The following is a 12,655-nucleotide window of genomic DNA, read 5'->3' on the forward strand; positions in this document are numbered from 1 at the left end:
GACCCGAATATATCGCGCAAACGCCGCCGCCGAACAAGGCGCGATGCGGGAAAGTGGCTAACAGGCCCCTAATTGCAACAGGTCGCGGTCAGTAGCTGTATTCGGGGTAGATCCGCGTCAGATCGCCCTGCCAGTCGCCGTGGTAATGCTCGAGCAGTTCGTCGGCCGGTACTTTGCCGGACTGGATGCTTTCCTTCAGCGCGTTCAGGAAATGCGTCTCGTCCGGGACAAGCCCACCCGCACCCGGCCGCGCCCGCGCCTTCAGGCCGGACTCGGCAATGGCCAACACCTCGCGCGCCAGAACGTGCATGTTGATGCCGCCGACCTGCGCCTGCAGCCCGTCCCGGGCCGCGGCCACGCGCAGCCCCTCGCGGGTTTCGGCGTCCCAGCCCTTGACCAGATCCCATGCGGCATCCAGCGCGGACTGGTCATAGGTCAGCCCCACCCAGAAGGCGGGCAGCGCGCACAGGCGGCGCCACGGACCACCGTCAGCCCCGCGCATTTCCATGAATTTCTTGATCCGCGCCTCGGGGAAGGCGGTGGTCAGGTGGTCGGCCCAATCCGAAAGCGTCGGCGTCTCGCCCGGCAGCGCTGGCAGCTTGCCCTGCAGGAAATCGCGGAACGACAGGCCCAGCGCGTCGATATACTTGCCGTCGCGATAGACGAAATACATCGGCACATCCAAGGCATATTCCACGTAGCGCTCGAACCCGAAGCCGTCCTCGAACACGAAGGGCAGCATGCCGGTGCGCGCGTCATCCAAATGCCGCCAGATATAGCTGCGCCAGCTTTTGTGGCCATTGGGCTTGCCCTCGAAGAAGGGCGAGTTGGCAAACAGCGCGGTCGCCACCGGCTGCAGAGCCAGCGCCACGCGCAGCTTCTGCACCATGTCCGCCTCGGAGCCGAAATCGATGTTGACCTGAACCGTGCAGGTCCGGCGCATCATGGCGCGGCCCATGTCGCCGACCTTTTCCATGTAGTCGTTCATCAGGACATACCGGCCCTTGGGCATCAGCGGCATGTCCTCGTGCTTCCAGATCGGTGCGGCGCCCAGCCCGATGAAGCCCACGCCGATCTTGTCGGCGATGTCCTTCACGTCACGCAGATGCGCGTTCACCTCGTCGCAGGTCTCGTGGATGGTCTCAAGTGGCGCGCCCGACAGTTCCAGCTGCCCGCCCGGTTCCAGCGAGACATTGGCCCCGTCCTTTTCCAGCCCGATCAGCTTGCCCGCCTCTTCCACCGGGGCCCAGCCATGCCCATCGCGCAGCCCCTCCAACACCGCCAGGATCGAACGTTCGCCCTCATAGGGCAGCGGCTTCAGCGTGTCCTTACAATAGCCGAATTTCTCGTGCTCGGTCCCGATGCGCCATTCGCTTTTGGGTTTGCAGCCATCGGCCAGGTATTCGGCCAGTTGTTCGTGGCGTTCGATCGGCCCGCCGCCGGACTGAGGGATGGACATGAACCGTGCTCCGATCCTGATGTGTCGAGTCGTGGGGGTCAGTGGTGGTCGCAATCTCCCCCGGTGTCAATGCATCCTCAGTTCAATCGGATGTGTGCCGGACGCGAGGGGTGGCGTTCCCAGATCACCACCGGATGCGACGCCCCGGCCCTCAGTTCCGACAGCATCCGCTCGGTCCGCAGCCCCGGCAGGGCCGAGAACACGTCGAACAGCGCCTCGGCCCCCTCGGCATTCACGGGAATGTGAAGCGGCGGCTGGCCGGGCTGCTGCAGCACCCAATGCGCGGGGCTGGCGGTGGGGTCCAGCGTCAGGCTCTCGATTTCGCGGGTGGCGACGATGCCGCCGTCCAACGGCCCCAGATAGGCAATCTGCCCTTCATCCACAGACACCACGCCAGGCCCGCCCGCGCCCAGCCGGAACCGCGCGCGCTGTATGCCGATCACGGCCAGCGCGACCGAGACCACCACAAGCACCCAGCCCAACCAGCCCAGCAACCCGCCCGGACCGCCGATCCAGCTGAGGCCAAGGATCAGAACGAACCCGGCGGCCAGCACCTCGCGCCAGCGCCACAGGGCCAGTTTGGCTTCGGGTCGGATGAAACTCATGACGCGGCCTCCATCTGATCGCTGAACAGGACCAGTGAAAAGGTCCCGGCAGGGGCAAACCCAATCGCAACATAAGCACGCGCGGCGGCTTTTGAAGCCAAAAACAACACGGCCCTTCGGACGTCAGCGGGTTCGCGTAGCCGCGCCGGGCGCCGCATCAGGACCAATCCCCCAGCGACTGCTGCCAAAGGGTCATCGCGGCCACCGCCGCCGTATCGGCCCGCAGGATTCGCGGCCCCAGGCTGACCACATGCGTGAACGGCAGATCCTTCAGCCGCTGGCGCTCGGCATCGGAAAACCCGCCCTCGGGGCCGATCAGGATGGCCCAGGGCCGACCCTTGTCCTGCGCGGCCAGGCGCAGGGCCGACCCGGCCTCGGCCTCGTCGCAGAACATCAGCTGGCGGCCGTCGGGCCAGTTGTCCAAAAGCTTGTCCAGCCGCTGTAGGTCGCAGACCTCGGGCACGAAGGTGCCGCCGCATTGCTCGGCCGCCTCGACCGCGTGGGCCTGCAGACGGTCCTGGCGGATGCGTTCGGAATTGGTGAAGGCGGTCTGGACCGGCATGATCTTCGCGGCCCCCATCTCGGCCGCCTTTTCGACGATGAAATCGGTGCGCGCCTTCTTGATCGGAGCAAACAGCAGCCACAGGTCCGGCGGCAGTTTCAGTGGTCGGGTCTGTTCAAGACAGCGCAGAGTACCGCCGCGTTTGCCCGCCTCGGCCACCTGCGCCAGCCACTCGCCATCGCGGCCGTTGAACAGGGCCACCTGCCCACCCACGGCCAGACGCATCACGCCGAACAGGTAATGGGCCTGCTCGCGCGTCAAAGGAACCGATTGCCCCGCACCCAAAGGGTGATCTACATACAGCCTGATCTTCGCACTCATGAGACCCTACATATGCAAGGCAATGCCCCAACACCAGACGGTCAGGTCGCCGACGCTGTTACTGGCAACTGGGTCGATACCCGCGCCCCGTCCTTCGCCCGCCCCTATCTGCGGCTGTCGCGCGCGGACCGGCCGATCGGGACGTGGCTGCTGCTGATACCGTGCTGGTGGGGCCTGGCGCTGGCGATCCTGCATGACGGTCAGCCGCGGTGGGGCGACCTGTGGATTGCCGCGGGGTGCGCGGCCGGGGCCTTTCTGATGCGTGGCGCGGGTTGCACCTGGAACGACATCACCGACCGCAAGTTCGACGCACAGGTCGCCCGCACGCGCTCGCGGCCCATCCCCTCGGGTCAGGTCAGCGTGCGGCAGGCCGTGATCTGGATGGGCATCCAGTGCCTTCTGGCGCTCGCGATCCTGCTGACCTTCAACCAGGCGGCCATCGCGATGGGCGTCCTGTCGCTGCTGCCGGTGACGATCTATCCTTATGCCAAGCGCTTCACGTGGTGGCCGCAGGTATTTCTGGGGCTGGCCTTCAACTGGGGCGCCCTGCTGGCCTGGGCGGCGCATCGCGGTACGGTCGAATGGCCCGCGATCCTGCTGTACCTGTCCGGCATCGCCTGGACGCTGTTCTACGACACGATCTATGCCCACCAGGACGCCGAGGATGACGAGCTGATCGGCATCAAGTCCACCGCGCGCCTGTTCGGGACCGACACCGCGAAATGGCTGAAGTATTTCCTTGTGGCGACCGTGGCGCTGATGGGGCTGGCCATCGTCGAGGCCGCCCTGCCCGATGCCAGTTTCCTGGCACTGGTCGTGGCCATCGGCGGGCCGTGGGCGATGGGGTGGCACATGGCGTGGCAACTGCGCGGGCTGGACATCGAAGACAACGCGAAACTGTTGCAACTGTTTCGCGCCAACCGGGATACCGGCCTGATTCCGCTCATCTTCCTTTGCGTCGCATTGCTGCTGTGATTGCACCGCTGTACCGCAGCCTGTAAAACCCGACCTCAATCGCCCGAGAAGATCGAAGCCCGTCCATGCGCCTGCCCTACTTCCTGACATCAGCCGTGGTCTTTGCCCTGTCGGCCGCCCTCTGCTTGCTGGCCGCCAGTTTCGCCGTGACCCGGGTCGAGGAAGACTCGGAATTGGCCGTACGCAGGGCGCTGAGCCTGCAAGGTCACGAATGGGCTGAGGTCGAGGCCGACGGGCTGCGCGTCGTTCTGACCGGCACGGCGCCCGACGAGGCCACCCGCTTTGCCGCATTGACCGCCGCAGGATCCGAGGTGGATACTTCGCGCGTCATCGACGAGATGGACGTGGCGCCCACCGCCGACCTCGCGCCGCCGCGCTTCTCGGCCGAAATCCTGCGCAATGACAGCGGCATTTCGGTGATCGGCCTGATCCCGGCCAGCGTCGACCGAAACGCATTGGTGCAGCGGCTGCAAAGGCTGGACACAAGCGTTTCGGTGTCGGACCTGATGGAAACCGCCGACTACCCCAAACCCAAAGGCTGGGATGCCGCCATCGACTATGCCGTGCTGGCCCTGTCGAGGCTCCCGCGGGCCAAGATCTCGGCCAGCCCCGAACTGGTCAAGATCACGGCCATTGCCAACAGCCGGAAAGAAAAGGAAACGCTGGAACAGGAACTGACCCGCGCCGCGCCGCCCGGCCTGCGCATCGGGCTGGCGATCTCGGCGCCGCGTCCGGTAATCACGCCGTTTACCCTGCGCTATCTGGTCACGGACGAGGGCGGGCGGTTCGATGCCTGTTCGGCGCAGGATGAACAGGCCCGCGATGCCATCATCGCCGCCGCGCAACAGGCCGGGCTGACCGGGCCCTATTCCTGTACGATCGGGCTGGGCGTGCCTTCACCCCGTTGGGCCACCGCCGCCGCGCTGAGCATCAAGGCGCTGGCCGAAATCGGGCGCGGCTCGGTGACGCTGTCGGATGCCGACATCTCGTTGATCGCCGAACCCAGCACCGATCCGGCCTTGTTCGAGAGGGTCGTGGGCGAATTGGAAAACGCCCTGCCCGAGGTTTTCGCCCTGCATGCAGTGCTGCAGAAACCCGAAACCGACAAGCAGGACGGCCCGGTCGAATTCACCGCGACGCGCAGCCCGGAAGGCTTGGTGCAGCTGCGCGGGCGCCTTGGTGACGAACTGCAACGCGAGATGATCGACAGCTATGCCCGCGCTGCGTTCGGATCCGACGTGGTTCATGCCGCCGCCCGCGTCGTCGACGGCCTGCCCCAATCCTGGCCCGTACGGGTCCTGGCCGGACTTGAAGCCCTGTCCTGGCTGAACAATGGCGTTCTTACAGTAACGCCAGATACGGTGGCGATTTCCGGTATGAGCCACGATGAGACCACACGGGCCCAGATCGCCGGCCTTCTGTCCGAGAAACTGGGCGAAGGGCAGGATTTCGACCTGTCGATCACCTATGAACCTGCCCCCGAGCCCGAAGACGCCCTGCCCGACCCCGAGGACTGCATCGCCCGCATCGCCCAGGTCCAGTCCGAGCGAAAGATCACATTCGAGCCGGGCTCGGCCACGGTCTCTGCCGACTCACGCGACAGTTTGAACCGGATCGCCGACATCCTGCGCGAATGCGGACCGATCAGAATGGAAATCCAAGGCCACACCGACAGTCAGGGCCGCGAGGAAATGAACCAGACTCTCAGCCAGGCACGCGCGCAGTCCATTCTGAACGAATTGCGCGCCCGGCGGGTGCCGACCTCGAGCTTTTCGGCCGTGGGGTACGGTGAAGCCCAGCCGATCGCAGACAACGGAACCGAAGAAGGCCGCGAAGAGAACCGCCGGATCGAGTTTCTCCTGATCAGGCCCGAACCGGTCGCCCCCGAGGAAACCGGGCTCGAGGCGCTGGAAACTCCGGCCGGGGCGGAAGCAACCGAGCAAGCGCAAGACAACGCACAAGAAAACGTGTCCGACACGGACGCAGAGGACCAGTAAGTTGAACAGAACCGAATTCATCATCGCCACCGCCCTGATCCTGTTCGCAGCCTTCTGCATGGGCTGGTTCGCGAACTGGCTGGTGCATCGTCTGACCCGGGTCCGGCAGAGCGACGTGGCTGATCTGGACCGAATGAGCCAGGAGTTGCACGAGGCCGAAGAAGCGCGCGATCAGGCCATCACCTATCTGCAGCAGCGCGAGGCGGAACTGACCAACCAACTGACCCAGACCGAGGCCGAGCTGGCCGCGGCCATGGACGGGCTGCGCGCCGCACGTGAGGAAGCCGAGGAATTGCGCGGCCGGATCAACAACGCCGACTGAGCGCCTACCAGCGCGACAGAGCGTCCTCGTCCTCGTCCTTGGCGGCAACCCAATCGGCCCCGGATGCAGTGATTTCCTTCTTCCAGAACGGGGCGCGGGATTTCAGGTAATCCATCAGGTATTCAGCGGCCTCGAACGCATCCTTGCGGTGCGGGGCTGCCGTTGCGACCATCATGATCCGGTCGCCCGGAGCCAGCCGCCCGTGGCGATGGATCACCAGCACGTCGCCCAGTGACCACCGGTTTTTCGCTTCCTCGGCGATCTTGGCGATGGCGCGTTCGGTCATCCCGGGATAGTGCTCGATCTCCATGCAGGCCAGATCGGTCTGCGCCAGATCACGCACGACGCCGGTAAAAGTGACGATGGCGCCATTGGCCATGTCACCCGCGGCAAAGGCATTGGCCTCGGCCCCCAGATCGAACGGCTCTTGCTGGACGGAAATCCGCATCGCCCTACCCGCCGGTCATGGGTGGGAAAAAGGCCACTTCGCGGACACCGGTCAGGGGCGCGTCGAAATCCGACAATTCCTGATCCAGCGCAACCCTCAGGGCCGACAGGTCGGCAAACGCCGCCGCATAGCGGTCTTCGCGGGCGCTGAGTTCCGCCACCAGATCGGACACCGTGGCGGCGCTGGTTTCGACCTTTTCCTTCGGCACGCCGATCCGCTCGCGGACCCAAGCGAAATACAAGACATCCATGCGTCAGCCCTCCTTCAAATGGGGCATGGCTTTACGTAGGTAGTCGTAGCCGGTGATCAATGTCAGCGTCGCCGCGACCCACAACAGCCACAACCCGATGCGGCCCGACCAGAACATGCCATCCAGCTTCCATTGCAGGCCCGAGATGTCCTCGACCTGGCCCGACAGGATCTGGTCGATCAGGTCGGTATCCATGCCATAGGTAGACATGACGAAATAGTGCTCGAAAATGCCTTGCGAAAACAGCACGGCGATCGCCACCATCTGCGCGGTCGTCTTCCATTTGGCCAGCTTGGTGACCTTGAGAGTTCCGGCCACGTCGCCCAGATACTCACGCAGGCCCGAGACGAAGACCTCGCGGAACAGGATCACGGTGGCGGGCAGCACCAGCCAGGGCGTCCAGTGCTCGGTCGAATAGCCCACCAGGATCATTAGCGCGATCACCACCATCGCCTTGTCGGCGATCGGGTCCAGCATCGCGCCCATCTTGGTTTCCTGCTTCCACGCGCGCGCCAGATAGCCGTCGAACCAATCGGTTATGGCCGCCGACAGGAACAGGATCAGTGCGAACCAATCGGCATAGGGCCGCGTGAAATACAGAAACATCACCGCCAGGCCGGGCGCGGCCAGAAGGCGCAGCAAAGTCAGAATATTCGGCAGGTTCCACTTCATGCGCCGGACCCTACAACCATGGCCGGGAACAGAAAAGACGGCATGACAAAAAACTGCCAAGAACGCAGGTGTTTGGGCCACGTCAGATCATTCCGTCGCAGGCCGCCGATCGATGACCGTTTCCCCCTTGGCGCGGCGCCAAGAACGGGTCAGGTTGCGCGGGTATCGGCAGCCAGGAAAGATCCGCCCCGTGACCTCACATATCAGAACCGATGCGCGCGCCAACCTGACCGGCAGCGCCTGGATGATAGCGGCCATGGCTGGGTTCGCCCTGGAGGACGCGCTGTTGAAAAGTACAGCCAAAGTGCTGCCCATCTGGCAGGTTCTGGTGCTGTTCGGGCTGGGCGGGGCGCTGATTTTCGCCGGGGTCGCGTTGCTACAGGGGCGGCGGTTGCTGCACCCCGATGTCCTGTCCAAGCCGATGAAGATCCGAGTGCTATTCGAAGTCTTCGGTCGCCTGTTCTATGTGTTGGCCATCGCCCTGACGCCGCTGTCCTCGGCCACGGTGATCCTGCAGGCCACGCCGCTGGTCGTAGTGGCGGGTGCCGCGTTGTTCTTCGGGGAAACCGTCGGCTGGCGACGCTGGAGCGCCATCATGGTCGGACTGATCGGAGTGGTGATCATCATCCAGCCAACCGGAGACAGTTTCTCGGCCCTGTCCATTCTTGCGGTGCTGGGAATGCTGGGCTTTGCCGGCCGCGATCTGGCCAGCCGCGCCGCCCCTGCCACGCTGGGGACCACCGTTCTTGGGTTTTACGGCTTTCTGTCAATTGTCGTTGCCGGTGGTCTGTACCGGGTTTTCGAGGGCGCCGCCGCGGTGCCGGTGGACGCCCAAACCGCCCTGCATCTGACCGGAGCCGTGGTGATGGGGGCGGTGGCCTATGCTTCGCTAATGCTGGCCATGCGGACGGGTGAAGTGTCGGCCGTGACCCCGTTTCGCTATACCCGCCTTCTGTTCGGCATCGGGCTGGGCGTGCTGATCTTTGACGAACGTCTGGACCAGGCCATGTGGCTGGGCAGCGCGCTGATCGTGGCCTCGGGGCTGTACATTCTGTGGCGCGGGCGCCAGCGGACTCAGCCTTTTTCGTGAAAGAAATCATAGACCTTCTGCGCCAGACCGGCCGAGATCCCGTCCACCGCCTTCAGATCCGCCAGATTGGCGCGGCTGACCGCCTTGGCGCTGCCGAAATGCGCCAGCAGTGCGCGTTTACGGGCCGCGCCCACGCCCGGGATTTCATCGAGCGGCGTCGCTCCCATCGCCTTGGCGCGTTTGGCGCGATGGGTGCCGATGGCAAAGCGGTGCGCCTCGTCCCGTAGCCGCTGAATGAAATACAGAACCGGGTCGTTGCGCTTCAGGGCGAAGGGGCGCTGGCCGATGCGGTGGAACTCTTCCTTGCCGTGGTCGCGATCGACGCCCTTGGCGACACCGACCATTGGGATGTCCTCGACCCCATGCGCCTGCATGATCTCGTGCACGGCGCTCACCTGCCCCGCGCCCCCGTCGATCAGCAGCAGATCGGGCCACAGGCCCTTGTCGCGGTCGGGGTCCTCTTTCAGCAGGCGGGTGAAGCGGCGGGTCAGCACCTCTTTCATCATGCCGAAATCGTCGCCCGGCGTCAGGTCCTCGCCGCGAATGTTGAACTTGCGATAGGCATTCTTGATGAACCCATCGGGACCGGCCACGATCATCGCACCCACCGCGTTGGTGCCTTGGATATGCGAGTTGTCATAGACCTCGATCCGGTTCGGCGGCGCGTCCAGATCAAAGGCCTCGGCCAGACCGCGCAGGAGCTTGGCCTGCGTCGCGCTTTCCGACATGCGGCGGGCCAGCGCCTCGCGCGCGTTGCGCAGCGCGCCAGAGACCAGCTCGAGCTTTTCGCCCCGCTGCGGCACCAATATCTCGACCTTGCGGCCGGCCTTTTCGGACAGGGCCTGCTGCATCAGGTCCGCGTTTTCGATCCCGTCCGACAGGATCAGTTGGCGCGGCGGTTCCTTGTTGTCGTAGAACTGACCCAGAAAGGCCTCCATCACCTCGGCCGAGGAGACGTCGGGCCCGACCCTTGGATAGAAATCGCGGTTGCCCCAGTTCTGGTTGGCACGGATGAAGAACACCTGAACGCAGGCCTGACCGCTGTCCATGTAGAGGCCGATCACATCCGCCTCGGCCACACCGCGTGGGTTGATGCCCTGCGCCGTCTGTACCTGCGTCAGCGCGCGGATCCGGTCGCGCAGGGCGGCGGCACGCTCGAACTCCATCGCGTCCGAGGCCTCCTGCATCTGCGCGGCTAGTTCCTCTTGGATACGGGTCGAGCGTCCGGACAGGAACCGCTCGGCGTCGCGCACGCTTTCGGCATAGTCGGCCTGCGAAATCATGCCCACGCACGGCCCCGAACAGCGCTTGATCTGATAGAGCAGGCAGGGCCGGGTGCGACTGTCGAACATCGAATCCGAACAGTTGCGCAGCAGAAACGCCTTCTGCAGCTGGTTCAGCGTGCGGTTCACCGCGCCCGCGCTGGCGAAGGGGCCGAAATAGGCGCCCTTTTCCTTCTTGGCCCCGCGATGTTTCTTGATCTGCGGAAACGGGTGGTCCTTGGCTACGAGTATGTTGGGAAAGCTTTTGTCGTCGCGCAGCAGCACGTTGTATTTGGGCTTGAGCTGCTTGATCAGGTTCTGCTCCAGCAGCAGCGCCTCGGTCTCTGTCCGAGTGGTCAGGAACATCATCGACGCGGTCGAGGCGATCATCCGCTCGATCCGGGGCGAATGTCCCGGGCGGGTGTAGTTCGACACCCGCGCTCGCAGGTTGCGCGCCTTGCCGACATACAGAACCCGGCTGTCTGCATCCAGCATCCGATAGACACCCGGCGAACTGTCCAACGTCTTCACATAGCGCTGGATGCAGGCGTAACCCGTGATTTCAGGATCAGCTTGAGATCTGTTGTCCGCGGTCATGCTCATCAGATACGATTCTCTGCCCGTGGCTGCAATCTTGCGCGCCCCAGATCAAGAGAAAACAAATCCACGATTCCTGTGGATAACTGTGCGGACAAGTTTCCCTGAACTGGAATTCTTCCTTGAATCCTTGCGTTTTCTCCGCCTTGCACAAAAAATAGGCGGAATATCAAGCTATTGTTTTTGCATGAAATTTTTTTGACCGGCGTACAAGTGCATGAAAAAAAAGGCCTTTTTGCAACGGACATGTAACACGATCGCGAGCGGTGCAAAACTTGCACCGGATTCACCTATTCTACGCCCAGAACGTCCGGCGTCTGCCAGCCCAGATGCTGCCCGCCGTCGACGCACAATAACTGCCCCGTGACCGCATGCGCATCGAGGAAATAGCCGAGCGCGGCAGTGATGTCCGACGGGTTTGCCCCCCGTTCCAGAATGGTGTTCCTGCGCTGCGCCTGAAAATGTTCGGGGCTTTGTCGGTGGCCCTGCAAGGTCGGACCCGGCCCGATCGCATTGACGCGGATCGTCGGGGTCAGCGCCTGCGCCGCGGTGCGGGTCAGGGCCCACAACCCCATCTTGGCAATGGTGTATGACATGAATTCGGGCGTCAGCTTGCGCACCCGCATGTCGATCATGTTGACGACCAGACCAGTCGCCACCGGCTCGCCGCTGTCGTCGATTGCGGGCTTGAGACCCTGCCGCGCCATGGCCTGTGTCAGCACGAAGGGGGCCCGCAGGTTGCTCTCCATGTGCCGGTCCCAACTTTGGCGCGTTGCCGTATGGATGTTGTCGTATTCAAAAATCGAGGCGTTGTTGACCAGGCAGGTGATCGGCCCGCCCAGCGCCTCGGCCGCGCGCGGCAACAGGGCCTCGACCTGGGACTCCTCCAGCAGATCGGCCTGCAAAGCAGTCGACTTGCGGCCCTGGGATTCGATCTGGGACACGACCTCGGACGCCGCCCCTTGCGAGGTCGCGTAATGTACCGCCACATCCATGCCACGTTGCGCAAGATAAAGCGCCATCGCCCGCCCCAGGCGGGCACCCGCACCGGTCACCAATGCTCGGGTCATACGCAGCCTCCCCAGGTCAGATCACGCCAGCAGCGCCACGAGATAGGCCGCATAAAGAAACGTCAAGAAAAAGCCCCAGGTGCGGGTAATGTCGCGTTTGAAAAACACGAAGGGAAGCAGCAGAAGCGACGCAGCCAGCATGACCCACAAGTCGAATCGCAGAAATTCGGGATCGACCGGGATGCGCCCGAACAGCGTAGCGATGCCGACGATGGCCAGCAGGTTGAACATGTTCGACCCAATCACGTTGCCCAGCGCAACATCCGCCTGCCGACGCAACGCCGCCATCACCGTCGTCGCCAGTTCCGGCAACGAGGTGCCGACGGCCACCAATGTCAGACCGATCACGGTTTCGCTGATACCATAGGTGCGGGCAATGATCGTGGCGTTGTCCACCAGCAGATGCGCCCCCATCGGCAGGCCGACCAGCCCCAGAATCAGGAACATCGCGACCTTCCAATAGGGCATGTCCGGGTCGGCCTCTTCCAGAAGCTCAATCTCTTCCTGAGCGGTGCAGGCGTTTCGATGAGCCCGCGCCTCGCGGAAGGCGTTCAGCAGTATCAGGGCCAGCCCCGCCAGCAGAATCGCGCCGCTGAACAGGGTGAACACGCCGCAGAAAGCAAGCCCGATGAAAAGAACCGAGGCCAGGATCATGTAGATGAAGTTCCTGCGGGTGTCGCATTCGCTGCTGTGGATGGTTGCCAACAGCGCCGGAATGCCCAGGACCAGCAGGATGTTGGCCGTGTTCGACCCCACCACATTGCCCAGCGCGATACCGGGCGCATGTTCCTGAACCGCCTTGATCGCGATCAGCAATTCGGGCGCCGAGGTACCGAAGGCCACGATCGTCAGGCTGACGATCAATGCCGGCACGCCCAGCCGCAGGCTGAGGTTCACCGCGCCACGCACCAGCGCGTCGCCCGCCAGCAAAAGGATCAACAGACCAAGGCCGGAAAGCAGCCACGCCGTCATCCACGGCCTCCTTTTTCACATGCACAGGGGCCTTTACCAATGCGGAACCGCCC

Annotated in this window: 13 protein-coding genes; 4 read left to right on the forward strand and 9 right to left on the reverse strand. The window is 63.9% G+C overall.

All coding sequences use genetic code 11. The features are described from left to right. Positions 1 to 88 precede the first annotated feature (88 nt). The 3 genes from AC2FM3_RS11420 to AC2FM3_RS11430 form a co-directional block, all read right to left on the reverse strand. Positions 89 to 1,459, reverse strand: coding sequence for a glutamate--cysteine ligase (locus tag AC2FM3_RS11420; RefSeq protein ID WP_496681820.1), 1,371 nt, complete (start codon positions 1,457 to 1,459; stop codon positions 89 to 91). Positions 1,460 to 1,536: 77 nt separating this feature from the next. Further along, positions 1,537 to 2,064, reverse strand: a complete 528-nt coding sequence (locus AC2FM3_RS11425; protein ID WP_496681821.1) for a hypothetical protein — start codon at positions 2,062 to 2,064, stop codon at positions 1,537 to 1,539. A gap of 157 nt (positions 2,065 to 2,221) precedes the next feature. Next, the gene (locus AC2FM3_RS11430) at positions 2,222 to 2,947 is read right to left on the reverse strand and encodes a 16S rRNA (uracil(1498)-N(3))-methyltransferase (RefSeq protein ID WP_496681823.1); all 726 of its coding nucleotides are present in this window, start codon (positions 2,945 to 2,947) and stop codon (positions 2,222 to 2,224) included. A gap of 12 nt (positions 2,948 to 2,959) precedes the next feature. Here AC2FM3_RS11430 and ubiA point away from each other — a divergent pair, with 12 nt between their 5' ends. The 3 genes from ubiA (at position 2,960) to AC2FM3_RS11445 (ending at position 6,241) form a co-directional block, all read left to right on the forward strand. Then, complete coding sequence (gene ubiA, locus AC2FM3_RS11435) at positions 2,960 to 3,922, forward strand: 4-hydroxybenzoate octaprenyltransferase (protein WP_496681826.1); 963 nt, start codon at positions 2,960 to 2,962, stop codon at positions 3,920 to 3,922. Positions 3,923 to 3,987: 65 nt separating this feature from the next. Then, entirely contained in the window at positions 3,988 to 5,919 is a 1,932-nt protein-coding gene (locus AC2FM3_RS11440; RefSeq protein WP_496681828.1) for an OmpA family protein, read from the forward strand. Position 5,920: 1 nt separating this feature from the next. Then, entirely contained in the window at positions 5,921 to 6,241 is a 321-nt protein-coding gene (locus tag AC2FM3_RS11445; protein WP_496681830.1) for a hypothetical protein, read from the forward strand. Between the two features lie 4 nt (positions 6,242 to 6,245). Here AC2FM3_RS11445 and AC2FM3_RS11450 read toward each other — a convergent pair whose 3' ends face one another. The 3 genes from AC2FM3_RS11450 to pgsA are packed head-to-tail and all read right to left on the reverse strand — an operon-like array spanning position 6,246 to position 7,611. Then, on the reverse strand, positions 6,246 to 6,689 hold the full coding sequence (locus tag AC2FM3_RS11450; RefSeq protein ID WP_496681833.1) for a molybdenum cofactor biosynthesis protein MoaE: 444 nt from the start codon (positions 6,687 to 6,689) through the stop codon (positions 6,246 to 6,248). Positions 6,690 to 6,693: 4 nt separating this feature from the next. Next, positions 6,694 to 6,939, reverse strand: coding sequence for a molybdopterin converting factor subunit 1 (moaD, locus tag AC2FM3_RS11455; RefSeq protein WP_496681834.1), 246 nt, complete (start codon positions 6,937 to 6,939; stop codon positions 6,694 to 6,696). A 3-nt stretch (positions 6,940 to 6,942) separates the two neighbouring features. After that, positions 6,943 to 7,611, reverse strand: a complete 669-nt coding sequence (gene pgsA, locus AC2FM3_RS11460; protein ID WP_093963574.1) for a CDP-diacylglycerol--glycerol-3-phosphate 3-phosphatidyltransferase — start codon at positions 7,609 to 7,611, stop codon at positions 6,943 to 6,945. 190 nt (positions 7,612 to 7,801) lie between these two features. On the opposite strand from pgsA, the gene AC2FM3_RS11465 reads away from it, so the two are divergent. Beyond that, the gene (locus AC2FM3_RS11465; RefSeq protein ID WP_496681836.1) at positions 7,802 to 8,701 is read left to right on the forward strand and encodes a DMT family transporter; all 900 of its coding nucleotides are present in this window, start codon (positions 7,802 to 7,804) and stop codon (positions 8,699 to 8,701) included. Here AC2FM3_RS11465 and uvrC read toward each other — a convergent pair. The 3 genes from uvrC to AC2FM3_RS11480 all read right to left on the reverse strand — a co-directional run bounded on the left by uvrC (position 8,686) and on the right by AC2FM3_RS11480 (position 12,602). After that, positions 8,686 to 10,560 carry an excinuclease ABC subunit UvrC gene (gene uvrC / locus AC2FM3_RS11470; RefSeq protein WP_496681838.1) on the reverse strand — a complete coding sequence of 625 codons (1,875 nt, stop codon included), beginning with the start codon at positions 10,558 to 10,560 and terminating at the stop codon, positions 8,686 to 8,688. The genes AC2FM3_RS11465 and uvrC overlap by 16 nt on opposite strands. A gap of 290 nt (positions 10,561 to 10,850) precedes the next feature. Beyond that, positions 10,851 to 11,630 carry an SDR family oxidoreductase gene (locus tag AC2FM3_RS11475; RefSeq protein ID WP_496681840.1) on the reverse strand — a complete coding sequence of 260 codons (780 nt, stop codon included), beginning with the start codon at positions 11,628 to 11,630 and terminating at the stop codon, positions 10,851 to 10,853. A gap of 21 nt (positions 11,631 to 11,651) precedes the next feature. Next, on the reverse strand, positions 11,652 to 12,602 hold the full coding sequence (locus tag AC2FM3_RS11480) for a calcium/sodium antiporter (protein WP_496681842.1): 951 nt from the start codon (positions 12,600 to 12,602) through the stop codon (positions 11,652 to 11,654). Positions 12,603 to 12,655 lie beyond the last annotated feature (53 nt).

The sequence above is a fragment of the Ruegeria sp. BHSB172 genome (genome assembly GCF_059613165.1).